Genomic DNA, 25,736 nt, shown 5'->3' on the forward strand with positions numbered 1-25,736 from the left:
ATCCTGTCTTCCCGATATTCCCAAAAAACATGGGGCCTTAGCTCAGCTGGGAGAGCGCCTGCCTTGCACGCAGGAGGTCAGCGGTTCGATCCCGCTAGGCTCCACTTTATTTAATATATGTCTCGGAGGTATACCCAAGTTCGGCTGAAGGGATCGGTCTTGAAAACCGACAGGCGGTGAGAATCGCGCGGGGGTTCGAATCCCTCTACCTCCTCCATTTTTTCTTTAATGGTTTAGACATATAATAATAAAATATTTATTTTTTTCCTTCATGGAGGTATACCCAAGTTCGGCTGAAGGGATCGGTCTTGAAAACCGACAGGCGGCGAGAGTCGCGCGGGGGTTCGAATCCCTCTACCTCCTCCATTTTTTAAAACTTTATATTGTCGCGGGGTGGAGCAGCACGGTAGCTCGTCGGGCTCATAACCCGAAGGTCGCAGGTTCAAATCCTGTCCCCGCAACCAAATGGTCCCGTGGTGTAGTGGTTAACATGCCTGCCTGTCACGCAGGAGATCGCCGGTTCGACCCCGGTCGGGACCGCCATTTATGTTGGCTCGGTAGCTCAGTCGGTAGAGCAGAGGACTGAAAATCCTCGTGTCGGCGGTTCGATTCCGTCCCGAGCCACCATTTTTTTATGCCGGCTTAGCTCAATTGGTAGAGCAACTGACTTGTAATCAGTAGGTTGGGGGTTCAAGTCCTCTAGCCGGCATCATTTAGGGGCATAGTTTAAAGGTAGAACTGAGGTCTCCAAAACCTCCAGTGTGGGTTCGATTCCTACTGCCCCTGTAAAGTATATGGGCCTATAGCTCAGCTGGTTAGAGCGCACGCCTGATAAGCGTGAGGTCGATGGTTCGAGTCCATTTAGGCCCACCATATATTATTCCGCAGTAGCTCAGTGGTAGAGCTATCGGCTGTTAACCGATCGGTCGTAGGTTCGAGTCCTACCTGCGGAGCCATGGCCCGTTGGTCAAGTGGTTAAGACACCGCCCTTTCACGGCGGTAACACGGGTTCGAATCCCGTACGGGTCATACAAAAAGAGTCAGCATTATGCTGGCTCTTTTTTATTTTGTTAATCCTTTTTATTACGTTACTTTCCAGAAATAAATAAAGGAATTTTGGAAAAGCTATGGTATGTATAAAAAGGAGGAAATAATAATGACACGAGTGAGAGACTTAATGAGTACCCATATTGTACATTGTACACCGCTAGACAATGTATATGAGGCAGCTGTAAAAATGAAGGAAGAATCGGTTGGATTAATTCCTGTTGTTGAAAATGAGCAAGTTGTTGGGCTTGTTACTGATCGTGATTTAGTCGTTCGAGGGATTGCTGAAAAACATCCTGGATCTAATAAGATTACAAATGTAATGACAACAAATATTATCTCAGTTTCTCCAAATGATTCTATTGAAAAAGCTACAGAGCTAATGGCACAGCATCAAATTAGACGATTACCAGTAGTTGATAGTGGTCAACTTATTGGCATGTTAGCACTAGGAGATTTAGCTATAAGGGAATCAGCAGATGATCAAGCTGGATTTGCCTTGAGCGAAATCTCAGAGCGTACAGAGTAAATTGAAACTTTCATTAACCGAGAGTTTAATGGTCACTCATAAAGAGCTAAATTATATATAAATTTCAGATACATTATTCTAGTATATATGGATTAAACTAATATGTTAGCGTGATGTATCTGAGACATTATATAATAAGTATGTGGTTAATAATTTCGACATTTTTTTAAAATTTGTTATTCTTAATTTTTAATAAGAGAAAAGATGATATACTGATAGATATAAGTATTATGAGAGATTTTGAATATAACAATATTAATTTTTAGTGGTGCGATAATAAATTAATATTTCCTACATAGATGAAAAGGGAAGGGGAATTATATGAAGGCTGTACAGGGCGATCCAAATTGGAATTTGGTTACAGATACATATATAGAACCAAATAATTTCGCTGAATTATTTTCTTTGCTTGTACCTTGTCACCCAAAAGGTGAGGGGAAAGAACGAACTATATTAGTATGGAAAGAGAAAGAATTTTATAAAGAAGAAAATTTAGCGGCATTTATCGTATATGGCATGAATAAAGCAAAGAAATTACCGCAGTTTCATAAAGATGAAATTCCAACTTTAGTGCGTATTCTTCGCTTATGCCAAGAGATTGGTTGGTATGAAGAGGCAAATGATTTTATGATAGCGCAAGGATTAGCTGAGTTTGTTCATACTTCATTGGAATATGAAACATGGGATCTTTTGACGCAATCAGTTGCTTTAAATTATTTAATTATTAAATATCGTATAGGTGAATTGATAGATAGGGATATTGAAATTTGGGATAGAGTTAAATTTAATGAGAAGTGTATAACCGATTGTAAACATTTATTATCTCATAAAGAAGTATTGGAATTTACATTCTTTTATATGTGCAAGAGAGCGAAATCATTATCAAAAGAGCAATTAAATAGTGATATGATGAGTTTAGCAATGTATTGTAATACTTTTGTATATGATTTGTATACACATGATTTATTACGGAAATATCGTAAGTGTACAGATTTCCTATCATATTATGGACCTAGTCAGGCAGTTTTAGCATGTCAAAGAGCTGTATTATCTCAAATTTCCGATCGCTTAGACCCATTAAAGACAACGCATGTAGATGATTATTTATATGTGATGAAAGAAATGATGGAGCATATGACGATAGGAGTAATGGATCGATATGGTCATTTTATTGGAAAGCTACTATCTTATGTGCCATTTTTCGAAATGATACAAGTTCCACAGCATGCATATTATTGTGAAGAATTACTGTATATTTGTAAGGGCATTGAATATAAAGAAGAAACACTACGCAATTATATATTTATACAATTACATGATTGTTTACCATCATTCTTTAGGCTATTTCTTAAAAATAAGCGTTACGCAACGATTCATGATATTCTTTTCTATTGGTGCGATGACGAACAACGAATGAGCTTAGAGAAAAAATATAATCTGAGCTTTATTTATGAAAAATATGCTTGTGGATAAACAATATTTTCGATATGAAAAATTAATATAAATTAAAAAGGATCTCCAGTTTATGTGAGATCCTTTTTTGTTAGTAAAACAAGGAGAAAGTGATTAAGACAAGAAACAACATTCCATATAGGAGAAGTTGTGCAGTATAACTTCCTTGTATACCAAAAAAAGTATTGGCTTTCTTATACAAATTCAATATGTATTTTATTGGAGTATCTTTGAAAGATTGGTACACAGTGTCTCCTCTTTCTAAGCTTCTTGTTTTTGTTTTTGGTTATAAGGGACATTAATATATCTAGCTACAAATAATAAAACAGCCATAAAGAATACTGGAAATACAGTAGATAAATAAAAGCCATTACTAATTATATTTGTTATGAGAGCACTCAAAAGAAAAATAGCATTATAAATATGGGCAATTTTTTGTTTTAGTTGCACTTGAAATGATTCCATCATAATTTCTAATGCAACAAAAGCAATAATAATAGATAAAAATACAATGTTTGTATTGTAAATGATTAAACAACAGATTAAACCTAAAAAGGCTACGTATTCAATTATAAGAGGTATATTGCGTGGCATACAATTTACCTAACTAAATATGGCAGTGGATTTACTGCATTTGTTTTTTCAAAATTCCATTCTCCATTATGTAATTCAAAATGAAGATGTTGCCCGTATGAATGACCTGTGTTTCCCATATGACCTATTAATTGTCCAGTTTGTACTTGATCACCAGCTTGTACAGTGCGATCCTTCATATGAGCATAAACAGTTGTATATAATTTCCCATTGATTTGATGCGCAATGAAAACAACATTGCCATAGCTAGCTGAATAATAAGATTTCACAACTTTACCTGCAGCAGCAGCTTGGATAGAGACGTTTCCTGGAGCGGCAATATCTATACCATAATGCATTTGTTCCCAGCGTATATCAAAGGTTGAGCTAATTCTTCCTTGAGCGGGGAATTTGAAAGCAGCTGGAATTGATGAAGGCTGATCTGTTTTAGCTTGTGGTTGATTTTGTACTACATAGTGTTTTGCTACATATCCGTATCCTGTGCCAAAACGAATTTTATACCAAGTACCTACAGTTTCGACTACTTGTACTTGAGTACCGTTTTGTAATGAACCGAGTAGAGCGCTACTTGTACTAGCGGTGCTACGTACATTTAGATTAGGTGTTGCAACAGTATATTTTGTATTATTTTGAACGGTGATTCCTTTTACTAAGGGTTGTGAACCATTAGAGATGAATGCTTTTTGTACGTAACCTGTTTGGCCATTATGTGATATTTTATACCATTCGCCTTGATCTTCTTGAACGGTAATAAACTTACCATTTGGTAATACATCTAAAATGGAAGATTCTAAATTAGGTTCAGAGCGAACGTTTAATGCATTAGCATTAACGATGTATTGATCATTAGATTGAAGTTTGTTTTTTAGTAAAATAGCATCTTTTTGTACATAACCTACTTTATTATGAACAGATACTTTATACCAACCATTAGTTGTTTCAAGGATGTTCACTTTTGTATTAAAGCGAATTGTATCAATTGATGTGCTTTTTACGTTATCTTCTGTATGTAATGCTACTTGATCGACTTTGACATACCCAGTTTTAATATTAGATAATTGTTCAGCGTTTGCTTTTTGTACATTTGTTTCACCCATAGAAGGAAGTAAAGAAGCAATCGCTACAGTAGTTGCTGTTAAAGCAGTAGCTTTCATATTCATGGAATAGAGACCTCCTCTAGTTGTATAGTTGTAATTTTATTATAGTATAAAGATATAATATAGTGGGGGTATTCACATAAATGTAATATGAAATCAATATAAAAATAAATTTTTTGAAGATAATGATTCCTTTTTATACAATTAATCGGGGTTTTATTTTCTAAAATAGAATGTATGTATTGTATAATTTTGATATTATGTTGATAATTAAGAAAATTAAAAAAGTTGATGATGTCTTATTAGGGTGTTATACTGACAGTGATAATTTTATAGTTTGCTAGGAGAGCTGGTGTTGCCAGCTGAGAGTAGGCCGTAAGCCTTTGATCCTTTTTATTACCTGATCTAGATTATGCTAGCGTAGGGAAGCAATTCGGACACTAACAATGAGTCCCCGTTTCTTTGCGTATAGAAACGGGGCTTTTTTATTTGAAAATTTCATATTGAAACCACTAGGGGTGCTTGACTTGCTGAGAGAGGAATAATCCTTAACCCTTACAACACCTGATCTAGGTAATACTAGCGAAGGGAAGTGGAACATCGAATAAATGTATAACTTTATTTGCTGTAACCACTTCTTATATATAGAAGTGGTTTTTTATTTAGATACATATATTGAAAGGGGATAGAGAAATGAAATTTTGCGATAGATTATTAGAAACTGTGCAACCGGTATGGGAGATGAGTCATAATCATCCGTTTGTAGTGGGTATGGGAGATGGCACGTTAGAAAAAGATAAATTCCAGTATTATATTATTCAAGATTATTTATATCTGCTAGATTATGCAAAGTTATATGCGATTGGTGTTGTAAAAGCAACGAATCCACAAGTAATGGGAAAGTTCGCTGAACAAATTGATGGAATATTAAATGGCGAAATGACAATCCATAAACAATATGCAAAAAGACTTGGAATTTCTATAGAGGAGATAGAGTCTGCGAAACCATCTGCTAAAAATTTAGCTTATACAAATTACATGATGTCTGTATCTCAAAATGGCACACTTGCGGAATTAATAGCAGCGCTTCTTCCATGTATGTGGAGCTATTGGGAAATTGGAAAGCGTTTAAATGATATTCCTGGAGCAAGAGATCATGAGTTTTTTGGTGAGTGGATTCAAGGATATAGTTCGGAAGAATACGGTAATCTTTGTATTTGGTTAATAGATTTATTAAATGAAATGGCAGTTGGAAAGTCTGAGAAAGAACTAGAAAGATTAGAGGAGATTTTCTTAAATTCCAGTCGATTTGAATATTTATTCTGGGATATGTCCTATCGTAAGGAGATGTGGGGATTTGAGGAGCAAGAACATACTACAGTTTCATAATGTTTCTTTTCATTACGATGAGAAACCAATCATCCATGAATTAAATGCTTCTATACATGAGAAAGAGTTTGTCAGTATTATCGGACCGAGTGGATGTGGGAAAAGTACTTTATTTCGCCTTATTACAGGTTTAGAAAAGGTAAGTATTGGACAGATAGAACTGACAGAAACAAAGCACCATCCTGTAGGATATATGCCGCAAAAAGATATGCTTTTGCCGTGGAGAACAATTATTGAGAATGCTGCCCTGCCGTTAGAGTGCCAAGGTGTACAGAAGAAAGAAGCAGAAGTAAAGGCAAAGGAACTGTTACATAAATTTGGTTTGCAAGGGTATGAGACAAAATATCCGAAAGATTTATCTGGTGGTATGAGACAACGTGTATCTTTTATTCGAACTTTATTAACAGGCGGGGAGATATTGCTGTTAGATGAACCATTTAGTGCGTTGGATGCTTTAACGAAGGCCTCTTTGCAAGAATGGTTGTTTGAACAATGGCAAGAGTGGGAAAAAACAATTTTATTCATTACTCATGATGTTGAAGAAGCGTTATTTCTTTCAAACCGAGTTTTAGTAGTGGAACAGCAGCCGATAACGACTTTGACTGAACGGACTGTACCGCTTGATCATAACAGAACACGAAAAGATTTATATAAACCGGAAGTATTAGCGCTGAAAGATGAGCTTCTTAGTATGTTACAAAGGCAGGTACTTGTGTGATGAACCGATTGAAAGAATTAGTTCCTGCTATTACACTTTCTAGTATTTTACTAGCTGTGTGGGAAATAGGAGCAAGAATTGTAGATGAGATGTACATTTTACCGTCACCTTCTGCGATTTTAATGAAGATATGGAAACTAAAAGACATATTATTTACAGTTCATTTACCTGCAACGTTATACGTCGTTTTAATAGGTGTTGTTATCTCTATCGTATTAGGTGTAGGGCTAGCGATGTTAATGAATGCGAGTACATGGATGGAGAGAGCATTTTATCCATTATTAGTTGCTTCACAAACGATTCCGATTACTGCGCTTGCTCCGCTATTTGTTTTATGGTTTGGATATACAATTTGGAGTAAGGTTGTTGTCACAGTTTTAATTACGTTTTTCCCAATTGCGGTCAATACGTATGATGGACTGCGTAGTACGAAAAAAGAATGGGAGGAGCTCTTAGTTACATATGGAGCAACAAAAAGAGATATTTTTCTTAAATTAAAGTTGCCGTCTGCTCTTCCTTATTTTTTCTCAGCTTTAAAAATTGCAGTTCCGCTTAGTGTTATCGGAGCAGCAATTGGAGAATGGCTCGGTGCACAAGCTGGGCTTGGATATTTCAGTAAGAGAATGATGACGCAGTTAGATGGAGCTGGCGTATTTGCACCTATTGTATTGTTATCATTATTAGCTATTTTCTTCGTCGTAATTATTTCCATATTAGAAAAGAAATTCATTAGTTGGAGGAAGCATTCATGAAATTTTTAAAGCGCATCTTTGTGTTTACATTATTAATTGCAATAATTGCAGGATGTTCGAGTAATTCAGCATCAGACAAAAGTAAAAAAGAGAAAGAAATAACAGTCATGTTAGATTGGTATCCAAATGCGGTACATAGCTTTATCTATGCAGCAATTGAAAAAGGATACTTTAAAGAAGAAGGTGTAAAGGTAAATATTAAATTCCCTTCTAATCCGACTGATCCATTAACGCTGGCAGCAGCAGGGAAGGTGACAGTGGGCTTGTATTATCAGCCAGATGTTGTTATGGCGAGAGCGAATGAGCAAATTCCAGTGAAATCAATTGGGGCTGTCGTACGTTCACCATTAAATCATGTTGTATCACTGAAATCAGCGGGCATTCAATCACCGAAAGATTTAGAAGGAAAAACAGTAGGATACTCTGGAACACCATTAAGTGAGATGTATTTAAAAACGATGGTAAAAGAAGCTGGTGGTAATCCTGATACAGTGAAAGTAGTAGATGTTGGCTTTGATTTAGTACCAGCATTAATTACGAAGAAAGTAGATGCGGTAACAGGGGCATACATTAACCATGAAGTACCTGTTATGCGTCATGAAGGCCATGAACCAGCGTACTTTAATCCAGCTGATTACGGAGTACCAAACTATCATGAGCTTGTGTTTGTAACAGGTGATAAAACGTTGAAAAAAGATAAAGAGGCGTTGCAAGCTTTCTTACGTGGTACGAAAAAAGGCTATGATTTCATGAAGAAAAACCCAGATGAAGCATTGAATATTTTATTAAATCATCAAGAAAAAGAAAACTTCCCACTTGTGCCAGAAGTTGAAAAGGAAAGTATGAAAATTTTATTAGAGAAGATGGAAACGAAAGATGAGCCATTCTTATCAGATTCAAAAGAATCTTGGGAGAAACAAAATAAGTGGCTGAAGGACAAAGGAATGACGAAAGAAACCGTCCCAGCCGATGAATTATTCGAAAATATTTTAAAGTAGGCGAATGAATATGAAAAATGAGCTCCACGTAATCTCAAATGGCCATATGCCATTCGAAGAGTTAGTGAATGTAGCGATGCAAATTGAGAGTGAGATTGATTATTTGCATATTCGTGAGCGTGAGAAGAGTACGAAGGAATTATATGAAGGTGTGGAAAGTCTATTAATGGAGGGCTTTCCGGCTTCTAAAATTGTCATAAACGATCGAATTGATATTGCAATTTTATTAAATATTCCTCGTGTTCAACTAGGATATCGAAGTACAGATGTAAAGTCAGTGAAAGAAAAGTTTTCGTATTTGCATGTCGGTTATTCTGTGCATTCGCTAGATGAAGCAATAGTAGCTTTTAAAAATGGAGCGGATTCACTCGTTTATGGCCATGTATTTCCGACAGATTGTAAAAAAGGTGTGCCAGCGAGAGGGCTTGAAGAAATTTCAGACATTGCAAGGTGTTTATCTATACCGATTACAGCAATTGGAGGAATTACCCCAGAAAACACAGTGGATGTTCTTACTAACGGTGTAAGCGGTATAGCAGTTATGTCTGGAATTGTAAGTAGTAGTAACCCGTATAGCAAAGCGAAATCTTATAAGGAATCAATAAGAAAGTGGGCGGAAAAACATGTGTGAGAAGTATGATGTAGCGATTATTGGTGGTGGTGTAATTGGTAGTTCAATTGCACATTTTCTAGCAGAAAGAGGACATAAAGTAGCGATTGTGGAGAAGCAAAGTATTGCATCGGAAGCTTCAAAAGCAGCTGCTGGTTTACTTGGTGTTCAGGCAGAATGGGATGCGTATGATCCGCTATTTGAACTTGCTAGAGAAAGCCGAGCTATATTTCCACAACTTGCAGCAGTTTTACGTGAAAAGACGGGTGTTGATATTGGATATGAAGAAAAAGGAATTTATCGTATTGCTCAAAATGAAGATGAGAAGGAAAGAATTCTTCACATTATGGATTGGCAGCAGAAAATAGGTGAAGATTCTTATTTTCTAACGGAAGACCATGTGCGGGAAAAAGAGCCATATCTATCCGAATCCATTATAGGAGCAGTATATTATCCGAAAGACGGTCATGTTATTGCACCAGAGCTTACGAAAGCATTCGCACATTCTGCAGCGATTTCCGGTGCTGATATATATGAACAGACAGAAGTATTTGATATCCGTATTGAAAATAATAAAGTGACTGGAGTTATTACAAGTGAAGGTATTGTCACATGTGAGAAAGTCGTTATTGCAGGAGGTTCATGGAGCACGAAGTTACTCAGTTATTTTCACCGCGATTGGGGTACATATCCAGTTAAAGGAGAAGTGGTTGCGGTAAGAAGTAGAAAACAACTTTTAAAAGCACCTATTTTTCAAGAAAGATTTTACATTACTCCAAAGCGCGGTGGACGTTACGTAATTGGGGCAACAATGAAGCCACATACGTTCAATAAAACTGTGCAGCCAGAAAGTATAACTTCTATATTAGAGCGTGCTTATACAATATTGCCAGCTTTAAAAGAAGCAGAATGGGAAAGCACGTGGGCAGGATTAAGACCACAATCGAATCATGAAGCTCCTTATATGGGAGAGCATGAAGAAATAAAAGGTTTATATGCTTGCACGGGCCATTATCGAAACGGTATTTTATTAAGTCCTATTTCTGGCCAATATATGGCTGATTTAATAGAAGGAAAGCAAGAGAATCATTTGCTAGATTCATTGCTTTCTAGAAGAGTTTAGAAAGGGGATGGAAGTTTGAATTTAAAAATTAATGGTAACCAAATTGAAGTGCCAGCGAGTGTAAAAACAGTAGCTGAGCTACTTACACATTTAGAGCTAGATAACAGAATTGTTGTAGTAGAGCGTAATAAAGATATTTTACAAAAAGATGATCATACAGATACATCTGTTTTTGATGGAGACCAAATTGAGATTGTAACTTTCGTAGGAGGCGGTTGATTATGTTAAACATTGGACCATTTTCATTTCATTCTAGACTTTTATTAGGAACAGGTAAATTCCCTGATTTTGACGTACAGCAAAAGGCAATTGACGTTTCTGAAGCTGAAATTTTAACGTTTGCAGTACGTCGTATGGATATCTTTGATGCAAAGCAACCTAATTTATTAGAGAAACTTGATGTGAAAAAATATACGTTATTACCAAATACAGCAGGAGCAAAAAACGCTGAAGAGGCTGTTCGTATTGCAAAATTAGCAAAAGCTTCTGGGCTTTGTGACATGATAAAGGTAGAAGTTATTGGTGATGATAGAACGTTATTACCTGATCCGGTAGAAACGTTAAAGGCATCTGAAATGTTACTGGAAGAAGGATTTATCGTACTTCCGTATACATCTGATGATGTTGTATTAGCACGTAAATTACAAGAGCTTGGCGTGCATGCGATTATGCCAGGAGCATCTCCAATCGGATCAGGACTTGGTATTGTAAATCCATTAAATTTGAGCTTCATTATTGAACAAGCGACAGTACCAGTTATCGTTGATGCCGGTATTGGTAGCCCAGCTGATGCGGCATTTGCAATGGAATTAGGAGCAGATGGCGTGTTATTAAATACAGCTGTATCAGGAGCAAAAGATCCTATTAAAATGGCACAAGCAATGAAATTAAGTATTGAAGCAGGCCGTTTAGGATTTGAAGCAGGTCGCATTGCACGTAAGCGTTGTGCAACTGCAAGTAGTCCTTTAGAAGGAATGAGCGTAGTTGAATAATCGATATTCTCGCCAAGAACTATTTTCTCCAATTGGAGAAGAAGGACAGCAAAAGATAAGAGAAAAGCATGTGCTTATTATCGGTGCAGGTGCATTAGGTAGTGCAAATGCAGAGATGTTTGTAAGAGCAGGTGTTGGCAAGATAACAATTGTTGACCGTGATTATGTAGATTGGAGTAATTTACAAAGACAACAATTGTATGCAGAGAGCGACGTAAAGAATAATCTTCCAAAAGCTATAGCGGCTAAAAAACGTTTAGAAGAGATTAATAGTGATGTAACAATAGAAGCTCTCGTTCAAGATGTAACAGCTGAAGAGCTAGAAGAACTTGTTATAAATGTTGATGTAATTATTGATGCGACTGATAATTTCGAAACGCGCTTTATTGTAAATGATATATCACAAAAATATTCTATTCCATGGATTTACGGTGCATGTGTAGGTAGTTACGGTCTTTCTTACACAATCCTTCCTAGTAAAACACCATGTTTATCATGTTTATTACAGTCGATTCCGCTTGGCGGGGCAACATGTGATACAGCGGGTATTATATCACCTGCTGTATCTCTTGTCGTTTCTCATCAAGTAACAGAAGCTCTTAAACTGTTAGTAGAAGATTACGAATCACTTCGAGATGGGCTTGTATCGTTTGATATGTGGAAGAATGAGTATTCATGTATGAATGTGCAAAAAATTCGCCAGCATAATTGTCCTTCATGCGGAGAGAATGCATTATATCCGTATTTAAATAAAGAAAACACATCAAAAACAGCAGTTTTATGCGGGCGAAATACAGTTCAAATTAGACCACCTCATAAAGATGAAATGAATTTTGAACAATATAAAGAGTTGTTGGAAGGTCGTGTAAATGATTTAAATATAAATCCATATTTACTATCATTTTCTGTTGAAGACAAGAGGTTAGTAGCCTTTAAAGATGGCCGTGTGCTCGTACATGGAACGAAAGATATAAGCGAAGCAAAAACGATTTATCATCGCTATTTTGGATAGAAAAGGATGAGTGGGATGAAAGTGAATAAAGCTTTAACAATTGCAGGGTCTGATAGCGGCGGCGGTGCTGGAATTCAGGCAGATTTAAAAACATTCCAAGAGCTTGGTGTATACGGAATGACGGCTATTACGGCAATTACTGCTCAAAACACGCTTGGCGTTCAAGGGGTATATCCTGTTCCATTAGAAGGTATTACAGAACAGCTGAATTCAATTGGTACGGATGTAACACCAGATGCAGTGAAACTAGGAATGTTATTTAGTAGTGAAATAATTCAAATTGTTGCAGAACAAATTAAAAAGTTTGGCTGGAATAATATTGTGCTAGATCCCGTTATGATTGCAAAAGGCGGTGCATCATTATTACAGCAAGAAGCAGTTCAAGCATTAAAAGAATATTTATTACCAGTAGCAACTGTTATAACACCGAATGTCCCAGAAGCAGAAGTGTTAACTGGGATGGAGATTCATAATGTTGAAGATAGTAAGAAAGCTGCAAAAATATTGCATGAATTAGGTGCTAAATATGTGCTTATGAAGGGCGGACATGCAGAATATCAAGGGAATGAAGTAATTGATTTCCTCTTTGATGGAGAAAAATTTATTGAGTTTAGAAGCGAGCGAATTCCTTCAAAGCAAACGCATGGAAGTGGGTGTACATTTGCTTCAGCGGTTACAGCAGGACTTGCGAAAGGATACTCAATTGAAGATGCTGTTCAAGAAGCAAAACGATTTATTAGTATAGCAATTGAAGAGCCATTGAATATTGGTAGTGGTCATGGACCGACGAATCATTTTGCGTATAAAGTGAATAGAACGCGTGTATAGATAAGTGAAAAGCCAGTTTTATAACTGGCTTTTTTTCTGTTTACTTTTTCAAAATACAGGAGTAATATATCAGCCAGAATACATTTTTTTGTAAACGCTAAGTCCAATTATATGGAGCGGAGGAACCAATTTGTGCAGTGTCACTAGGGGTGAATCTTTCAAGTTTGAAAGTAGGGCTACTCTCAAAGTCCGAATCCGACAGCTAACTTCGTAAGCGTCTTGAGAGAGGACGGTGCCATGATGGATACATCACTTCATCGATCTGATTAGTATAGGGGAATATCAATCTATGTTTGATTTCTTTTATATTAAGGAGGATGAGGTACATGGAACTAACACTTATTTGTGTTGGAGAAGAAAGTAAGGTAAATAGTTTAAGAGATTTAGTATCATTTCAACATGAGTTAATTATTTTTACAGCAAATGAAGAGATAGCGGCTGAAGTTAGGAATTGTGGGTTTGATTGGACTTATAGCTGCAGTAAGGAGCAGGACTTTACTAGTATTTGTGAGTGTATTAAGAAGGTGATTTTACTAGGGGATGAGCTTCCAATCGTTAGTTTTTTCACAGAACACATTCGCTTTTCTTTTCAAGCACCTATTACTGTTGTTACAAGGAATAAACGATATCCAGCGAGGCTCTATGAAACAATTGGAGCTAAGTTTGTCGTGTTTACAAATTGTGATAATATTTCTTTTTTATTTTTTGAATAGGGCGGGGGAAGAAATGATGAAGGTACTATTACTTGGAGATATAGCAAATCGTTGGGCAGTATCGGTAGAGCGAGTTCAAGAATTGGTTCAGATCGATCCCCTTTTTCCAGGGCCGTATATTATATTACCATCAAAAGATGCTTTGTATTTAGAGGTAGATATTACCGAGTATGAGCAGCTACATGCAGAATTGACACAAGTTTATATTCGCGGGAGAAATTTACGTGCATTTTTACGAGGAGAATAAAGGTTGAATAAAAAAGAGCGAATGCTGAGTGCAACAAGCTATGCACTTCATGTCATTCGCTCTTTTTATTTCATATTTAAAAGGTCATTTTTAAGAAAAGAGAAGAGAAATAAAGAAAATAGATGAAATAATAGTAATAATCTTTAATGTAAGCGTTTAAATGAATGTAAATATTATTATTTTCAGTAATTTACTCCTTTACAAGTGAAATATAGAGGAGTATATTTACTCTCATAAATCATTCATAAAATTTCCAAAAAAACCTAAAATCGCTGAGTTCCAGAAATGGAGCGGGGGAACCAATTTTGTGCATCGTCACTTGGGGTGAATCTTTCAGTTTTGAAAGTAGGGCTACTCTTTAGGCCCGAATCCGACAGCTAACCTCGTAAGCGTTTAGAGAGGAGGTTTACTTTTTGTTGTTCATTTTTTGAACACTGAGTAGAGCTCAGTGTTCTTTTTTAATATTTAAATGGTAAATTTTAACAAAAATAAAGCGAGGGATAGCTATGTTAGATGTTGTAATGGTCGGGATTTTTATTTTATTAGTTGCATCAATGGCAAGTCTTGCAAGTTGGTCAGATAAAGTTGTGAAAGAAGGAAAGCAATCATGATGATTGTCTTATCGGTTATTGTCGCAGCAATTACAGTGTATTTAGTGTATGCATTATTAAATCCAGAGAAGTTTTAATTAGGGGGAATCATTCATTATGATTTGGGTTGCAGTCATTATTACAATGCTCTTGTTTATTTTAGTAGCAAAGCCAACGGGGGTTTATTTAGAAAAAGCTTTTCAAGGTAGCAAAACGCTAGATAAAGTATTTGGGCCTTTTGAAAAACTTATTTTTAAAATTACGGGTGTAAAAGAATACAATCAAACGTGGAAACAGTACGCATTATCATTAGTTTTACTCAACGGATTTATGATTGTTGTTGTATATTTCATTTTCAGATTACAAGGTGTGCTGCCGCTAAATCCAGCGCATATTGAAGGGATGGAGCCTACGCTCGCTTTTAATACAGCGATTAGTTTTATGGCTGATACAAATTTACAGCATTATAGCGGTGAAAATGGTTTATCCTATTTATCACAATTAATCGGGATTACATTTTTAATGTTTGCGGCACCAGCAACGACATTAGCGCTCGTTATGGCTTTTATAAGAGGACTTGCTGGAAAAGAACTTGGTAACTTTTTCGTTGATTTTACGAGAGCGTTAACGAGAGTGTTTCTTCCTATCGCATTTATTGCGGCACTAGTTTTTGTCGCACTTGGCGTACCCCAAACGTTAGATGGGGCGGTTACAGCACAAACGATTGATGGGGCAAAGCAAAGTATATTACGTGGACCTGTTGCATCATTCGTTTCCATAAAGGAACTTGGAAATAACGGCGGTGGATTTTTCGGAGCGAACTCTACGCATCCTTTTGAAAATCCAGGACAAATGAGTAATATTTTGCAAATGATGCTTATGATGTTATTACCAACAGCACTTCCATTTACGTACGGACGAATGGTAGGAAATAAAAAACAAGGTCGCATCCTTTTCGTATCACTTTTTATGGTGTTTTTACTAGGATTTATAACGATTACGACATCTGAACTAAATGGGAATCCGGCATTAAATGGAATGGGTATCGAACATGTACAAGGAAGTACAGAAGGGAAAGAAGTACGATTTGGAACAGTATTTTCTTCATTATACGCAACGGTAACGACAGCTGCTGAAACAGGCGCTGTTAATACGATGCATGATACGTTAACACCAATTGGCGGTTTAGTTCCGCTTGTAAATATGATGTTAAATACTGTGTATGGCGGCGTTGGAGCAGGTTTTGTAAACATTATTATGTATGCAATTATCGCGGTGTTTATATCTGGGTTAATGGTTGGACGGACACCAGAGTTTTTAGGTAAAAAGATTGAAGGTAAGGAAATGAAATTAATCGCGGTCACGATTTTATTTCATCCATTGCTCATTTTAGGATTTTCGGCATTAGCTCTTTCAACAAATTTAGGGACGGATGCTATTTCTCATTCCGGTTTCCACGGTTTGACGCAAGTGGTCTATGAATATACATCGTCAGCTGCGAATAACGGATCTGGATTTGAAGGATTAGGAGATAATACACCGTTTTGGAATATTACGACTGGTTTAGTTATGTTTTTAGGACGTTACTTCAGTTTAATTACGATGCTAGCTGTGGCAGCTTCATTGAAAGAAAAAACGGTAGTGCCAGAAACAGTCGGAACGTTCCGTACAGATAATAGTTTATTTGGTGGCATCTTCATCGGAACAATTGTAATTGTCGGTGCATTAACATTCTTCCCGATGTTAGTACTCGGTCCAATTGCAGAATTTCTTACATTGAAGTAATGGAGGGTAAATGATGAGACCGGTAGTAGTAAAAGAAAAACAATTAAATGAGTCCCAAATACATGCTGTAGAAGATGAAGTTAGACAAGCGAAAACGATGGATCGTGATATCGTAACACATGCGATGAAGCAATCCGTTGCGAAATTGAATCCGAAGGTCATGATAAAGAATCCGATTATGTTCGTTGTGGAAATTGGATTTATCATTACGTTCATTTTATCTTTTCTTCCAAGCAGTTCTAGTAGTATACCAGGATGGTTTAATATAACAGTTTCTCTCATTCTATTATTTACAGTTTTATTTGCGAATTTTGCAGAAGCATTAGCAGAAGGTCGTGGTAAAGCGCAAGCCGATTCTTTAAAGCAGTCGAAGAAAGATGTGTTTGCAAATGTAGTAAAAGAAAATGGAGGCATTGTCCAAGTTTCAGCAACTGATCTTAGAAAAGGTGACGTTGTTATCGTAAAACAAGGAGAAATGATTCCAAGTGATGGCGAAGTAATCAAAGGATTAGCATCTGTAGATGAATCTGCAATTACAGGTGAATCAGCTCCTGTTATAAAAGAAGCAGGCGGTGATTTTTGTTCCGTAACAGGTGGAACGATGGTCGTAAGTGATGAAATTACAATTGTCATTACGAGTAATCCTGGTGAATCATTTATCGATAAAATGATTTCTTTAGTAGAAGGAGCTGCTCGTCAAAAAACGCCGAATGAGATTGCTTTAAATACAGTATTAACGAGCTTAACTCTTATTTTCTTGATCGTCGTTGTGACGTTGCCGATTTTTACAAATTATTTAGGTTTTCAAATTGATACTGCTGTACTTGTAGCGTTGTTAGTATGTTTAATTCCAACGACAATTGGTGGTTTGCTATCAGCGATTGGTATTGCTGGGATGGACCGGGTAACAAAATTTAACGTGTTAGCGATGTCAGGGAAAGCAGTAGAAGCTGCTGGCGATATTAATACAATTATTTTAGATAAAACAGGTACAATTACTTTTGGGAACCGAATGGCTCATACATTATTACCTGTAGGAAATGAAACGATTGAGCAAGTTGGAAAGTGGGCCGCTATTAGTTCTGTTTTAGATGAAACACCAGAAGGTCGATCTGTTATCGAGTATGTGCAGGGAAAATCTATATCATATAATAGAGAACTTGCAGAACAAGGTGAGTTTGTTCCGTTTAAAGCAGAAACGAGAATGAGTGGTGTTGATTTACAAGACGGAACGAAAGTGAGAAAAGGTGCTGTAGGTGCCGTTATTGAATGGGTTGAGTCACAAGGCGGAACAATTCCGAAAGATGTAAATCAAAAAGCAGACTTAATTTCAAAAGAGGGCGGAACACCACTTGTAGTTGCAGTAGATAATCGTATTTATGGCTTAATTTATTTAAAGGATACAGTAAAACCGGGTATGCGTGATCGTTTTGAACAGTTGCGCCAAATGGGGATTAAAACGGTTATGTGTACAGGTGATAATCCGTTAACAGCAGCAACGATTGCAAAAGAAGCTGGAGTAGATGAATTCGTTGCCGAGTGTAAACCGGAAGATAAAATTGCTGTTATTAAAGCAGAGCAAGATAAAGGGAAACTTGTAGCGATGACAGGTGATGGTACAAATGATGCTCCAGCATTAGCACAGGCGGACGTTGGATTAGCGATGAACAGTGGTACGACAGCAGCGAAAGAAGCGGCGAACATGATTGATCTAGACTCAAATCCAACGAAAATTATTGAGGTTGTAGGAATCGGTAAGCAATTGTTAATGACGCGAGGTGCTTTAACGACGTTTAGTATTGCGAATGATATAGCGAAATATTTTGCAATCATTCCAGCAATGTTTACACTTGCGATTCCGCAAATGGAAGCATTAAACATTATGAAACTAACATCACCACTGTCAGCAATTTTATCAGCATTAATATTTAACGCTGTTATTATTCCATTACTCATTCCGTTAGCGATGAAAGGTATTGCATATAAACCGATGAGTTCTAATGCATTGCTTAGCCGAAACTTACTTATTTATGGGCTTGGCGGAGTTATCGTTCCGTTCATTGGAATTAAGGTAATTGATATGATTGTCGGCTTGTTTATATAAGGAAGAGGGGAAAAAGATGGAGAAGAAACAAAGTATACTATCACCAATTATCCGTATTACTTTTACATTTCTAGTGTTGTGTGGACTTGTATACCCACTTATTGTTACTGGTATTGCACAAGCAGTAATGAAGGATAACGCGGATGGAAGTCTAATATATAATGATAAAAATGAAGTGATTGGTTCTAAATTAATTGGTCAAAACTTCACGGATCCACGTTATTTTCAAGGGCGTGTTTCTAGTATTGAATATAAGGCTGAAGCATCTGGTTCAAATAACTATGCACCATCTAATCCAGATTTAGCAAAGCGAGTAGAGAAAAGTATTGCGGACTGGAAGGAAAAAAATCCAGCTGTTCCGGTTACAGAAATACCAATAGATTTAGTGACAAATTCAGGTTCAGGGCTTGATCCTGATATTAGTCCAAAGGCGGCCTCGGTGCAGGTGGATCGCATCTCGAAATTAACGAATATTCCGAAAGAAAAACTTAATCAATTGATTAAAGATCAAACAGAAGGTGCTGCGCTTGGTTTATTTGGAGAGACCCGCGTAAACGTCTTAAAGTTAAATTTGGCATTACAGAAATTAATGAAATAGTAACAGTGCTACCTCAATCTAATGGATTGAGGTAGCGTTGTTTCGAATGAAAGGTAGTGTTTATTTTGTATGCAGATGATTATGAACCGAAGTTTCAAAGGCGAACGCCAGAGGAATATTTAGAATATATTCGTCAGCAAAATCGCGGAAAGTTAAAGCTATATGTAGGAGCAGCTCCAGGCGTAGGAAAAAGTTATAAAATGCTCTTTGATGCAAGGGAAATGAAAAAAGATGGAATTGATATTGTAATTGGTTTAATTGAAACGCATGGAAGAAAAGAGACGGAAGAAGCAATTGCTGATTTAGAAAAAGTTCCTTTGAAAGAAATACAGTATAAAGGAAAGGTATTTTATGAGCTTGATGTGGAAGGAATAAAAAAACGCGCGCCGCAAGTAGTTGTAGTGGATGAACTTGCGCATAGTAATGTTCCTGGTTCTAAACATAAGAAACGTTATATGGATGTGCAGGAATTGTTAGAGGCTGGTATATCGGTATTATCAGCTTTTAATATTCAACATTTAGAAAGTGTTCATGATATTGTAGCTCAAATTACGAATGTAAAAGTAAGAGAACGAATTCCAGATTTTATTTTACAAAAAGCAAATGAAATTCAGCTCGTTGATGCAACGCCCGAGGTATTAAGGAAGAGACTAATAGACGGAAAGATATATAAAGAAGAAAAAATTCAGCAAAGCTTACAAAACTTCTTTACACTTAATAATTTAGGAGCACTTAGGGAATTATCACTTCGAGAAGTTGCGGATGATATGGACGAGAAAATTAGCCAAACAGTAATAGAACCGATTGGCGTAAAAGAAAAAATTCTCGTTTGTGTACAATACAGTTCAACAGCGGAGAAATTAATACGACGGGGATGGCGCATGGCTGATCGGTTAAATGCTGAATTGTACGTATTAAACGTTGAGAGGGAAAATATAGATTCTATTTCAGCTGGAAAAAAGCAGACGATCGAAGAGTGGAAGGCGCTCACGAATCAATTTGATGCAAGTTTTGTATTAGAAGAAGCAAAGGGAAGAAAGCCAGCGGATGTTATTATTGAAGTCGCGAAAAGATTGCAAGTAACACAAATTTTACTTGGACAATCGGCTAGAACAAGGTGGGAAGAAATACGAAAAGGCTCTATTGTAAATGAAATTATGAGACAAACAAAGTATATTGATATTCATATTGTTGCGGATCAAAGAGGATAAATAGAGCCGACCTTTTTGGGGGCTCTATTTTGCTTTTTGTACAGAATGAAAACTTAGCATTTTCATTGTATATAAGATTACAAGTAAAAACATAATTGCGCCTAGGAAGAAAATCCAAAAGTAATTTTGGTTAAATAAAAGAAATCCACCTATAAGTGGCCCTGTGCCCATACCAAGATAGCGGATGAAGTTGTACATACCAATAGCTGTTGCGCGTTCTTGTACGAATTCTTCTGTTAATAAAGTAGTGTGAGTTGGCATAGAAAGTCCCATACTAAAACCGTACAAAGATGTAACGATAATGATGAATGGGATATTGATGTTATATGTGAAAGAGAATAAAACGACACATATAATATTGAAGAAACTCGTAATAAATAAAGCTTGCTTTGTTGTGAGGCGTTTTTGCAAAAATTTGTAGCAAAAACTTCCTAGCATGATAGAAAGAGATATTGGTACAAACATAAGACCAATTTTATTTACAGTTAAATGAAATGAATTTGTTAAAATACTCGGTAAAAAAACGAGAAAGCAAAAGTAAATACAAAATTGAATGAAGCCAATAAGAGTAATAGAAAATCCAGTTTTATTTTTTAAGATAAGAGAGTAATTCTTTTGTGCTTTAGATTGTTTAATTATATTTGGCTTTGTTTCTGGGAGTAGTGAAATGTTTATAATTAATAAGATAATGCCAAGTGTAGATAAAAAGAGAAATACAGATAAGTGACCATTTATACTGCCAAGATAACCACCTATGAGAGGAGCCATTGCAGGTGCGAGGGCAAGTAACATTTGGTATAGGCTCATCGCTTCTCCGCGTTCTTTTCCTTCAAATAAATCGCCGATAATCGTTGCTGAAACTACAGGTATAGCCGCTATTCCTATAGCTTGAACAGCTCTAAAAAAGAGAAATAAATAAATGTTTGCCGAAAAGGCACATCCGATTGAACCAATTGTACTAATGACTAAACTAGGGATAAGGACAGATTTTCTCCCTTTTGTATCAATTAAAGGTCCATATACGAGCTGCATAATTGCAAGAACGAATGTGAAAAGTGAAACTGTTACATTTACAAGATAAAGAGAAGTGTGAAAAGAATTTTGAATCATCGGTAAGATAGGTGTGTAAATATTTTGAGCGAAGGAACCGAGTAAGGCACTAATACAGACAACATATAAAATAAAAGTTAGTTTAGAGTTTTTCATCATGTTAACCTCCTTGCGATTTAGTTTCCTTGGAAACTAAATTTATTTTAACATGATTTTCTTACTTGTAAAGATGAAAAAATGGTTTTAAAATGGTATATAGTTAAATTGTTTCTTTGGAAACTTAGGAGGCGAACGGATTGAAGCATGCAACGAAGCAAATGGAAATACTTTCGGACATTCGTACACTTTTGCATAAAAAAGAAGAACATTTAAAACGACAAAATGAGAAGTTTCTTCGTGAGACAGGCGTAAGTAGTATGTCTTTATCTGAGTTACATGTAATCGAATGTATCGGAAAAAATGGTTTGATGAATGTAACGGCAATTACGACAGAAATGGGCCTGACGAAGGGAGCAATCTCTAAAATTTGTACAAAGTTGTTTCAAAAGCAATTCGTTGAGAAGATGCAAATGTTAGATAATCAAAAAGAAATCTTCTTCAGCTTAACGGAGAGTGGGAATGAAATATATAAAGCTCATGAAAAATTGCATAAGCAAGCTGAAGAAAAGTGGTTGTTACTTTTAGATGGATATACGAAAGAAGAGCAAGATTTTATTCAAAGGTTTATAAAGGATGTCTCCGGTCATTTGGAAATATAATTGGAAGAAAAAACTCCTTTTTCTCAAGGCTTTTAAATATAATTTCTGAAAGAACTCATATATAATAGAAAAAGATACTTAACATGGTGAATAATTAAAGAGTCAATATATATAGAGGAGAGAGTAACATGCTTGAAAATACGGGGTTAGTATTAGAAGGCGGCGGTATGCGTGGTGTATACACGGGCGGGATATTAGAATACTTTATGGAACAAGATTTATATTTTCCATATGTAATCGGTGTATCAGCTGGTGCTTGTCATGCAGCGTCGTATCTTTCCAGACAAAGAAATAGAAATAAAACGGTCAATATTGATTATGCATCACATCCGAAATATTTATCGTATAAAAATTTATGGAGAAAACGTCAGCTATTTGATATGGATTTCATTTTTCATGAAATTCCAGAAAAGCATGTGCCGTTTGATTTTGAAACATACTTTAATAGTCCAGAACGTTTCCTTGTAGGAACGACGGATTGTGAAACAGGACAGTCTGTTTATTTTGAAAAAGAAGGAACGAATGATGATGCACTAAATTTATTACAAGCGTCTAGTTCATTGCCTTTCATTGCACCAGTCGTAAATTATCGTGGTAAGCAACTGTTAGATGGCGGGATTTCTGATCCAATTCCAGTTCGTAAAGCACAGGAAGATGGATTTAAAAAATCAGTCGTAATTTTAACGAGAAATCATGGTTACGCAAAGAAAAAATCAAGATTTGGGTGGATTGCTGCGAAAGCTTATAAAAAATATCCGAACCTTGTGAACACGATGCTAAATCGTTATGAAGTGTATAATGAAACACTTCACTATATTGAAAAAGAAGAACAAGCTGGGAATTTATTTGTTATTCGTCCAGAAGTACCGCTTCAAGTAGATCGTATGGAAAAAGATACAGCAAAACTACAAAATCTATACGAGCAAGGCTATGAAGATGCAAAGAGACAGTTTGCAGATTTGCAGGCGTTCTTGCAAAAATAAATATTAGGCTGCGGAGAAGAATTTCTCTGTAGCCTTTTTATATTGCTTTTAAAAAAGGAAAATAGAGCATCGAATTTCGATGCTCTACTTTTTATGTATAAAAAAATCCCTCTTTATGAGGGATTTTAATGTGGTAAGAATATCAATTGATAAGCAAACAAAATTCCAAATACATATACAAGTGGGTGAACAGCACGGAATTTACCTTTTGCCACTTTCATAAGTGGATATGAAATAAATCCAAGTGCGATACCTGTTGCGATACTTGATGTAAGTGGCATGCTTAAGATTACTAAAAATGCTGGGAATGCTTCATCAAATGCGTCCCAATCGATGTGGCGAACTGAACCCATCATAAGACTACCAACGATAATTAATGATGGAGCAGTAATAGCTGATACACCAGAAACAGCACTTACTAATGGTCCGAAGAATGCTGCTAATGCGAATAGAACCGCTACTGTAACAGTTGTTAAACCAGTACGACCACCAGCTGCAACACCAGCAGATGATTCAATGTAAGCTGTTGATGGTGTCGTTCCGAACATAGAACCAATAGTTGCTGAGAATGAGTCAGATAGAAGAGCTCGTCCTGCTTTTGGAAGCTTTCCGTCTTTCATAAATCCACCTTGTTGTGCAACGCCAAGTAATGTACCTGTTGTATCGAATAGTGTAACAAGGAAGAATGAGAATACAACGCCGTATAATCCGTAGTTAATTACGTCAGATACAGCAGTAATTGGATTTGAAACGATAATTCCTTCTGGTAAACCAGGCATTGATGTAACACCGTTTGAGAATGATAATTGTCCCGTGAAGAAAGCGATAATACCAGTTAATAGCATCCCGATAAATAGTGCGCCATTTACATTTAAAGACATAAGGACAATTGTAATTCCAAGTCCAGCTAATGCTAGTAGTACTGGAGCAGAGTGAAGATCACCAAGTCCAACTAAGTTTGCATCATTTTTTGTAACGATACCTGTTAAACGTAAACCGATAAAGGCGATAAATAGCCCGATACCAGCAGTAATTGCATGTTTTAAGTTTTCAGGAATTGCTTCCATTAATTTTGTACGGAAAGATGTAAATGATAGCAAAATTAAAATCATACCTGCTACGAATACAGCAGAGAATGCAATTGCGAAAGTCATGCCTTCATGCGCTTTTACAACAGAGTAAGAGAAGTAAGCATTTAATCCCATACCTGGCGCGATTGCGATTGGTAAGTTTGTAAAGATTGCCATAAATAATGTTCCGACAACAGCAGCAATAATTGTTGCTGTAAATGCTTGTTCAAATGGAACACCTGCATCTCCAAGGATAACAGGGTTTACGACAATGATATATGCCATTGTTAAGAAGGTAATAATACCTGCCATAATTTCAGTTTTAATAGAAGTTTTATGTTTTGAAAGGTTAAACATATAAACATCCTTTCTGTTTACGAATAATTTTCACAACAGTTATATATAATATTCGTTTTTTATCTATTTTGCAATAGTTTTGCATAAAAAGTTTATAACAATTCATATTTTTTGTCTTAAATTCGAATATTAATCGTAAAACGATGTGTGAATTTCAGCTTTTTATTGTGCACATGCTAAGGAAAAGGAGTTGAAAGAAGCTATGCCACAACAAAAAAACTTTATAACAATGCCTGCGCAACATCAAAATAAGCAGCCAGGTATTGAATCATTAATGAGCCCCCTTCCGCAGTTTGAAGATGCAAACTATAAAGGAAGTGAAAAGTTAAAAGGGAAGAATGTGTTAATTACGGGAGGGGATAGCGGAATTGGACGAGCAGTTTCCATCGCTTTTGCAAAAGAGGGAGCAAATGTTGCGATTGCTTATTTAGATGAGGAAGAAGATGCAAATGAGACGAAACAACGTGTTGAAAAAGAAGGTGTAAAGTGTGTATTGTTGCCGGGGGATTTGAGTAATGAACAGCATTGTAAAGATATTGTGGAAGAGACCGCCCGGCAGTTAGGTAGTTTAAATATTTTAGTTAATAACGTTGCACAGCAATATCCGCAGCAAGGGCTAGAGTATATTACAGCAGAACAGCTAGAAAAAACATTTCGTATTAATATTTTTTCTTATTTTCACGTTACGAAAGCAGCCCTTTCTCATTTGAAGAAAGGGGATGTCATTATAAATACGGCATCTATCGTTGCATATGAAGGAAATGAAACGTTAATTGATTATTCCGCAACGAAAGGAGCAATCGTAGCTTTTACAAGATCACTTTCTCAATCGTTAGTGCAAAAAGGGATTCGGGTAAATGGTGTTGCACCAGGCCCGATTTGGACACCGCTTATTCCATCGAGCTTTGATGAGAAGAAAGTCTCTCAGTTTGGGAGCAATGTTCCGATGCAAAGACCTGGTCAACCATATGAATTAGCGCCGGCATACGTATACTTGGCATCTGGTGATTCATCCTATGTTACTGGGCAAATGATACATGTAAATGGGGGCGTTATTGTAAATGGATAGTTTTCATTTATAAGAGCAAAGTAATGTTAATTCCACTTATTATAGGGAGCGCTAGGGGGG

27 protein-coding genes, 11 tRNA genes and 4 riboswitches are annotated in these 25,736 nt (G+C 36.4%); of the genes, 34 read left to right on the plus strand and 4 right to left on the minus strand.

Annotation, left to right across the window (positions count from 1 at the left end):
- The first annotated feature begins 31 nt into the window (after positions 1-31).
- From DN404_RS23675 to DN404_RS23735, 13 genes are all read left to right on the plus strand, one after another.
- A tRNA-Ala gene (locus DN404_RS23675) sits at positions 32-104 on the plus strand.
- 20 nt (positions 105-124) lie between these two features.
- Positions 125-217 (plus strand) — tRNA-Ser (locus tag DN404_RS23680).
- A 56-nt stretch (positions 218-273) separates the two neighbouring features.
- Positions 274-366 (plus strand) — tRNA-Ser (locus tag DN404_RS23685).
- 21 nt (positions 367-387) lie between these two features.
- Positions 388-464, plus strand: a tRNA-Met gene (locus DN404_RS23690).
- Positions 465-467: 3 nt separating this feature from the next.
- A tRNA-Asp gene (locus DN404_RS23695) sits at positions 468-543 on the plus strand.
- 8 nt (positions 544-551) lie between these two features.
- Positions 552-627, plus strand: a tRNA-Phe gene (locus tag DN404_RS23700).
- A gap of 9 nt (positions 628-636) precedes the next feature.
- A tRNA-Thr gene (locus tag DN404_RS23705) sits at positions 637-709 on the plus strand.
- Positions 710-715: 6 nt separating this feature from the next.
- Positions 716-786 (plus strand) — tRNA-Trp (locus DN404_RS23710).
- A gap of 10 nt (positions 787-796) precedes the next feature.
- Positions 797-873 (plus strand) — tRNA-Ile (locus DN404_RS23715).
- Positions 874-881: 8 nt separating this feature from the next.
- Positions 882-956: transfer RNA gene (locus DN404_RS23720), tRNA-Asn, on the plus strand.
- Between the two features lies 1 nt (position 957).
- Positions 958-1,029 (plus strand) — tRNA-Glu (locus tag DN404_RS23725).
- Positions 1,030-1,156: 127 nt separating this feature from the next.
- The gene (locus DN404_RS23730) at positions 1,157-1,576 is read left to right on the plus strand and encodes a CBS domain-containing protein (RefSeq protein ID WP_000199011.1); all 420 of its coding nucleotides are present in this window, start codon (positions 1,157-1,159) and stop codon (positions 1,574-1,576) included.
- A gap of 321 nt (positions 1,577-1,897) precedes the next feature.
- The gene (locus DN404_RS23735; protein WP_074554253.1) at positions 1,898-3,049 is read left to right on the plus strand and encodes a DUF3965 domain-containing protein; all 1,152 of its coding nucleotides are present in this window, start codon (positions 1,898-1,900) and stop codon (positions 3,047-3,049) included.
- A 240-nt stretch (positions 3,050-3,289) separates the two neighbouring features.
- On the opposite strand, the gene DN404_RS23740 is transcribed toward DN404_RS23735, so the two are convergent.
- Both DN404_RS23740 and DN404_RS23745 read right to left on the minus strand, forming a co-directional pair.
- Positions 3,290-3,622, minus strand: coding sequence for a hypothetical protein (locus tag DN404_RS23740; protein ID WP_001137823.1), 333 nt, complete (start codon positions 3,620-3,622; stop codon positions 3,290-3,292).
- A gap of 5 nt (positions 3,623-3,627) precedes the next feature.
- Positions 3,628-4,782 carry an SH3 domain-containing protein gene (locus DN404_RS23745; RefSeq protein ID WP_001056037.1) on the minus strand — a complete coding sequence of 385 codons (1,155 nt, stop codon included), beginning with the start codon at positions 4,780-4,782 and terminating at the stop codon, positions 3,628-3,630.
- 269 nt (positions 4,783-5,051) lie between these two features.
- A riboswitch (TPP riboswitch) is annotated at positions 5,052-5,163 on the plus strand.
- Between the two features lie 60 nt (positions 5,164-5,223).
- Positions 5,224-5,327, plus strand: a riboswitch (TPP riboswitch).
- A gap of 85 nt (positions 5,328-5,412) precedes the next feature.
- On the opposite strand from DN404_RS23745, the gene tenA reads away from it, so the two are divergent.
- The 18 genes from tenA to kdpDN all read left to right on the plus strand — a co-directional run bounded on the left by tenA (position 5,413) and on the right by kdpDN (position 20,389).
- Positions 5,413-6,108: a thiaminase II gene (tenA, locus tag DN404_RS23750; RefSeq protein WP_006914708.1), complete on the plus strand. Its 696-nt coding sequence runs from the start codon at positions 5,413-5,415 to the stop codon at positions 6,106-6,108.
- The gene (locus tag DN404_RS23755) at positions 6,077-6,826 is read left to right on the plus strand and encodes an ABC transporter ATP-binding protein (RefSeq protein ID WP_113303550.1); all 750 of its coding nucleotides are present in this window, start codon (positions 6,077-6,079) and stop codon (positions 6,824-6,826) included. Before tenA ends, DN404_RS23755 begins: the two co-directional genes overlap by 32 nt.
- Positions 6,826-7,578: an ABC transporter permease gene (locus DN404_RS23760; RefSeq protein ID WP_001080853.1), complete on the plus strand. Its 753-nt coding sequence runs from the start codon at positions 6,826-6,828 to the stop codon at positions 7,576-7,578. Before DN404_RS23755 ends, DN404_RS23760 begins: the two co-directional genes overlap by 1 nt.
- Positions 7,575-8,576, plus strand: coding sequence for an ABC transporter substrate-binding protein (locus DN404_RS23765; RefSeq protein WP_000670416.1), 1,002 nt, complete (start codon positions 7,575-7,577; stop codon positions 8,574-8,576). Before DN404_RS23760 ends, DN404_RS23765 begins: the two co-directional genes overlap by 4 nt.
- A 10-nt stretch (positions 8,577-8,586) precedes the next feature.
- A complete protein-coding gene (tenI, locus tag DN404_RS23770; RefSeq protein WP_000787170.1) occupies positions 8,587-9,207 on the plus strand; it encodes a thiazole tautomerase TenI in 621 nt (206 codons plus the stop codon).
- The gene (gene thiO, locus DN404_RS23775; protein ID WP_149215527.1) at positions 9,200-10,309 is read left to right on the plus strand and encodes a glycine oxidase ThiO; all 1,110 of its coding nucleotides are present in this window, start codon (positions 9,200-9,202) and stop codon (positions 10,307-10,309) included. Before tenI ends, thiO begins: the two co-directional genes overlap by 8 nt.
- A gap of 15 nt (positions 10,310-10,324) precedes the next feature.
- Positions 10,325-10,528, plus strand: a complete 204-nt coding sequence (gene thiS / locus DN404_RS23780) for a sulfur carrier protein ThiS (protein WP_001049502.1) — start codon at positions 10,325-10,327, stop codon at positions 10,526-10,528.
- A 2-nt stretch (positions 10,529-10,530) separates the two neighbouring features.
- Positions 10,531-11,301, plus strand: coding sequence for a thiazole synthase (thiG, locus tag DN404_RS23785; protein ID WP_000931981.1), 771 nt, complete (start codon positions 10,531-10,533; stop codon positions 11,299-11,301).
- The gene (thiF, locus tag DN404_RS23790; RefSeq protein WP_139849182.1) at positions 11,294-12,313 is read left to right on the plus strand and encodes a thiazole biosynthesis adenylyltransferase ThiF; all 1,020 of its coding nucleotides are present in this window, start codon (positions 11,294-11,296) and stop codon (positions 12,311-12,313) included. The genes thiG and thiF overlap by 8 nt, the downstream gene beginning before the upstream one ends.
- Before the next feature lie 15 nt (positions 12,314-12,328).
- Positions 12,329-13,141 (plus strand): bifunctional hydroxymethylpyrimidine kinase/phosphomethylpyrimidine kinase, encoded by an 813-nt coding sequence (thiD, locus tag DN404_RS23795; protein ID WP_149215528.1) that lies wholly within the window; start codon positions 12,329-12,331, stop codon positions 13,139-13,141.
- Between the two features lie 85 nt (positions 13,142-13,226).
- Positions 13,227-13,374: riboswitch (cyclic di-AMP (ydaO/yuaA leader) on the plus strand.
- A gap of 93 nt (positions 13,375-13,467) precedes the next feature.
- Positions 13,468-13,854 carry a hypothetical protein gene (locus tag DN404_RS23800; RefSeq protein WP_000424090.1) on the plus strand — a complete coding sequence of 129 codons (387 nt, stop codon included), beginning with the start codon at positions 13,468-13,470 and terminating at the stop codon, positions 13,852-13,854.
- A 13-nt stretch (positions 13,855-13,867) separates the two neighbouring features.
- Entirely contained in the window at positions 13,868-14,101 is a 234-nt protein-coding gene (locus tag DN404_RS23805; RefSeq protein WP_001985933.1) for a hypothetical protein, read from the plus strand.
- Between the two features lie 260 nt (positions 14,102-14,361).
- Positions 14,362-14,507, plus strand: a riboswitch (cyclic di-AMP (ydaO/yuaA leader).
- Positions 14,508-14,607: 100 nt separating this feature from the next.
- Positions 14,608-14,712, plus strand: coding sequence for a SipW-dependent-type signal peptide-containing protein (locus tag DN404_RS23810; protein ID WP_000887894.1), 105 nt, complete (start codon positions 14,608-14,610; stop codon positions 14,710-14,712).
- The gene (gene kdpF / locus DN404_RS23815) at positions 14,712-14,789 is read left to right on the plus strand and encodes a K(+)-transporting ATPase subunit F (RefSeq protein ID WP_223153441.1); all 78 of its coding nucleotides are present in this window, start codon (positions 14,712-14,714) and stop codon (positions 14,787-14,789) included. The genes DN404_RS23810 and kdpF overlap by 1 nt, the downstream gene beginning before the upstream one ends.
- A 19-nt stretch (positions 14,790-14,808) precedes the next feature.
- Positions 14,809-16,476 (plus strand): potassium-transporting ATPase subunit KdpA, encoded by a 1,668-nt coding sequence (gene kdpA / locus DN404_RS23820; protein ID WP_006914749.1) that lies wholly within the window; start codon positions 14,809-14,811, stop codon positions 16,474-16,476.
- Positions 16,477-16,489: 13 nt separating this feature from the next.
- Positions 16,490-18,580: a potassium-transporting ATPase subunit KdpB gene (gene kdpB / locus DN404_RS23825; protein ID WP_149215529.1), complete on the plus strand. Its 2,091-nt coding sequence runs from the start codon at positions 16,490-16,492 to the stop codon at positions 18,578-18,580.
- A gap of 16 nt (positions 18,581-18,596) precedes the next feature.
- Positions 18,597-19,178, plus strand: a complete 582-nt coding sequence (kdpC, locus tag DN404_RS23830; protein ID WP_000412594.1) for a K(+)-transporting ATPase subunit C — start codon at positions 18,597-18,599, stop codon at positions 19,176-19,178.
- 56 nt (positions 19,179-19,234) lie between these two features.
- Entirely contained in the window at positions 19,235-20,389 is a 1,155-nt protein-coding gene (kdpDN, locus tag DN404_RS23835) for a KdpD-like non-kinase potassium sensor (protein WP_074619043.1), read from the plus strand.
- Positions 20,390-20,413: 24 nt separating this feature from the next.
- Here kdpDN and DN404_RS23840 read toward each other — a convergent pair whose 3' ends face one another.
- On the minus strand, positions 20,414-21,595 hold the full coding sequence (locus DN404_RS23840) for an MFS transporter (protein ID WP_149215530.1): 1,182 nt from the start codon (positions 21,593-21,595) through the stop codon (positions 20,414-20,416).
- A gap of 140 nt (positions 21,596-21,735) precedes the next feature.
- On the opposite strand from DN404_RS23840, the gene DN404_RS23845 reads away from it, so the two are divergent.
- Positions 21,736-22,197, plus strand: coding sequence for a MarR family transcriptional regulator (locus tag DN404_RS23845; protein ID WP_016121923.1), 462 nt, complete (start codon positions 21,736-21,738; stop codon positions 22,195-22,197).
- A gap of 128 nt (positions 22,198-22,325) precedes the next feature.
- Positions 22,326-23,180: a patatin-like phospholipase family protein gene (locus tag DN404_RS23850; protein WP_000892679.1), complete on the plus strand. Its 855-nt coding sequence runs from the start codon at positions 22,326-22,328 to the stop codon at positions 23,178-23,180.
- Positions 23,181-23,305: 125 nt separating this feature from the next.
- On the opposite strand, the gene DN404_RS23855 is transcribed toward DN404_RS23850, so the two are convergent.
- Complete coding sequence (locus tag DN404_RS23855; protein ID WP_000482713.1) at positions 23,306-24,607, minus strand: NCS2 family permease; 1,302 nt, start codon at positions 24,605-24,607, stop codon at positions 23,306-23,308.
- Positions 24,608-24,809: 202 nt separating this feature from the next.
- Between DN404_RS23855 and DN404_RS23860 the strand changes: the two genes are divergently transcribed.
- A complete protein-coding gene (locus tag DN404_RS23860; protein ID WP_001136261.1) occupies positions 24,810-25,676 on the plus strand; it encodes an SDR family oxidoreductase in 867 nt (288 codons plus the stop codon).
- The last annotated feature ends 60 nt before the right edge of the window (positions 25,677-25,736 follow it).

Source organism: Bacillus sp. TE8-1 (genome assembly GCF_008368855.1).
Classification (GTDB): domain Bacteria; phylum Bacillota; class Bacilli; order Bacillales; family Bacillaceae_G; genus Bacillus_A; species Bacillus_A cereus.

Coding starts and splice junctions, on each gene's coding strand:
- DN404_RS23730 (WP_000199011.1), top strand. CDS start 1,157: ATGACACGAGTGAGAGACTTAATGAGTACCCATATTGTACATTGTACA.
- DN404_RS23735 (WP_074554253.1), top strand. CDS start 1,898: ATGAAGGCTGTACAGGGCGATCCAAATTGGAATTTGGTTACAGATACA.
- DN404_RS23740 (WP_001137823.1), bottom strand. CDS start 3,622: ATGCCACGCAATATACCTCTTATAATTGAATACGTAGCCTTTTTAGGT.
- DN404_RS23745 (WP_001056037.1), bottom strand. CDS start 4,782: ATGAATATGAAAGCTACTGCTTTAACAGCAACTACTGTAGCGATTGCT.
- tenA (WP_006914708.1), top strand. CDS start 5,413: ATGAAATTTTGCGATAGATTATTAGAAACTGTGCAACCGGTATGGGAG.
- DN404_RS23760 (WP_001080853.1), top strand. CDS start 6,826: ATGAACCGATTGAAAGAATTAGTTCCTGCTATTACACTTTCTAGTATT.
- DN404_RS23765 (WP_000670416.1), top strand. CDS start 7,575: ATGAAATTTTTAAAGCGCATCTTTGTGTTTACATTATTAATTGCAATA.
- tenI (WP_000787170.1), top strand. CDS start 8,587: ATGAAAAATGAGCTCCACGTAATCTCAAATGGCCATATGCCATTCGAA.
- thiO (WP_149215527.1), top strand. CDS start 9,200: ATGTGTGAGAAGTATGATGTAGCGATTATTGGTGGTGGTGTAATTGGT.
- thiG (WP_000931981.1), top strand. CDS start 10,531: ATGTTAAACATTGGACCATTTTCATTTCATTCTAGACTTTTATTAGGA.
- thiD (WP_149215528.1), top strand. CDS start 12,329: ATGAAAGTGAATAAAGCTTTAACAATTGCAGGGTCTGATAGCGGCGGC.
- DN404_RS23800 (WP_000424090.1), top strand. CDS start 13,468: ATGGAACTAACACTTATTTGTGTTGGAGAAGAAAGTAAGGTAAATAGT.
- DN404_RS23805 (WP_001985933.1), top strand. CDS start 13,868: ATGATGAAGGTACTATTACTTGGAGATATAGCAAATCGTTGGGCAGTA.
- DN404_RS23810 (WP_000887894.1), top strand. CDS start 14,608: ATGTTAGATGTTGTAATGGTCGGGATTTTTATTTTATTAGTTGCATCA.
- kdpF (WP_223153441.1), top strand. CDS start 14,712: ATGATTGTCTTATCGGTTATTGTCGCAGCAATTACAGTGTATTTAGTG.
- kdpA (WP_006914749.1), top strand. CDS start 14,809: ATGATTTGGGTTGCAGTCATTATTACAATGCTCTTGTTTATTTTAGTA.
- kdpB (WP_149215529.1), top strand. CDS start 16,490: ATGAGACCGGTAGTAGTAAAAGAAAAACAATTAAATGAGTCCCAAATA.
- kdpC (WP_000412594.1), top strand. CDS start 18,597: ATGGAGAAGAAACAAAGTATACTATCACCAATTATCCGTATTACTTTT.
- DN404_RS23840 (WP_149215530.1), bottom strand. CDS start 21,595: ATGAAAAACTCTAAACTAACTTTTATTTTATATGTTGTCTGTATTAGT.
- DN404_RS23850 (WP_000892679.1), top strand. CDS start 22,326: ATGCTTGAAAATACGGGGTTAGTATTAGAAGGCGGCGGTATGCGTGGT.
- DN404_RS23855 (WP_000482713.1), bottom strand. CDS start 24,607: ATGTTTAACCTTTCAAAACATAAAACTTCTATTAAAACTGAAATTATG.
- DN404_RS23860 (WP_001136261.1), top strand. CDS start 24,810: ATGCCACAACAAAAAAACTTTATAACAATGCCTGCGCAACATCAAAAT.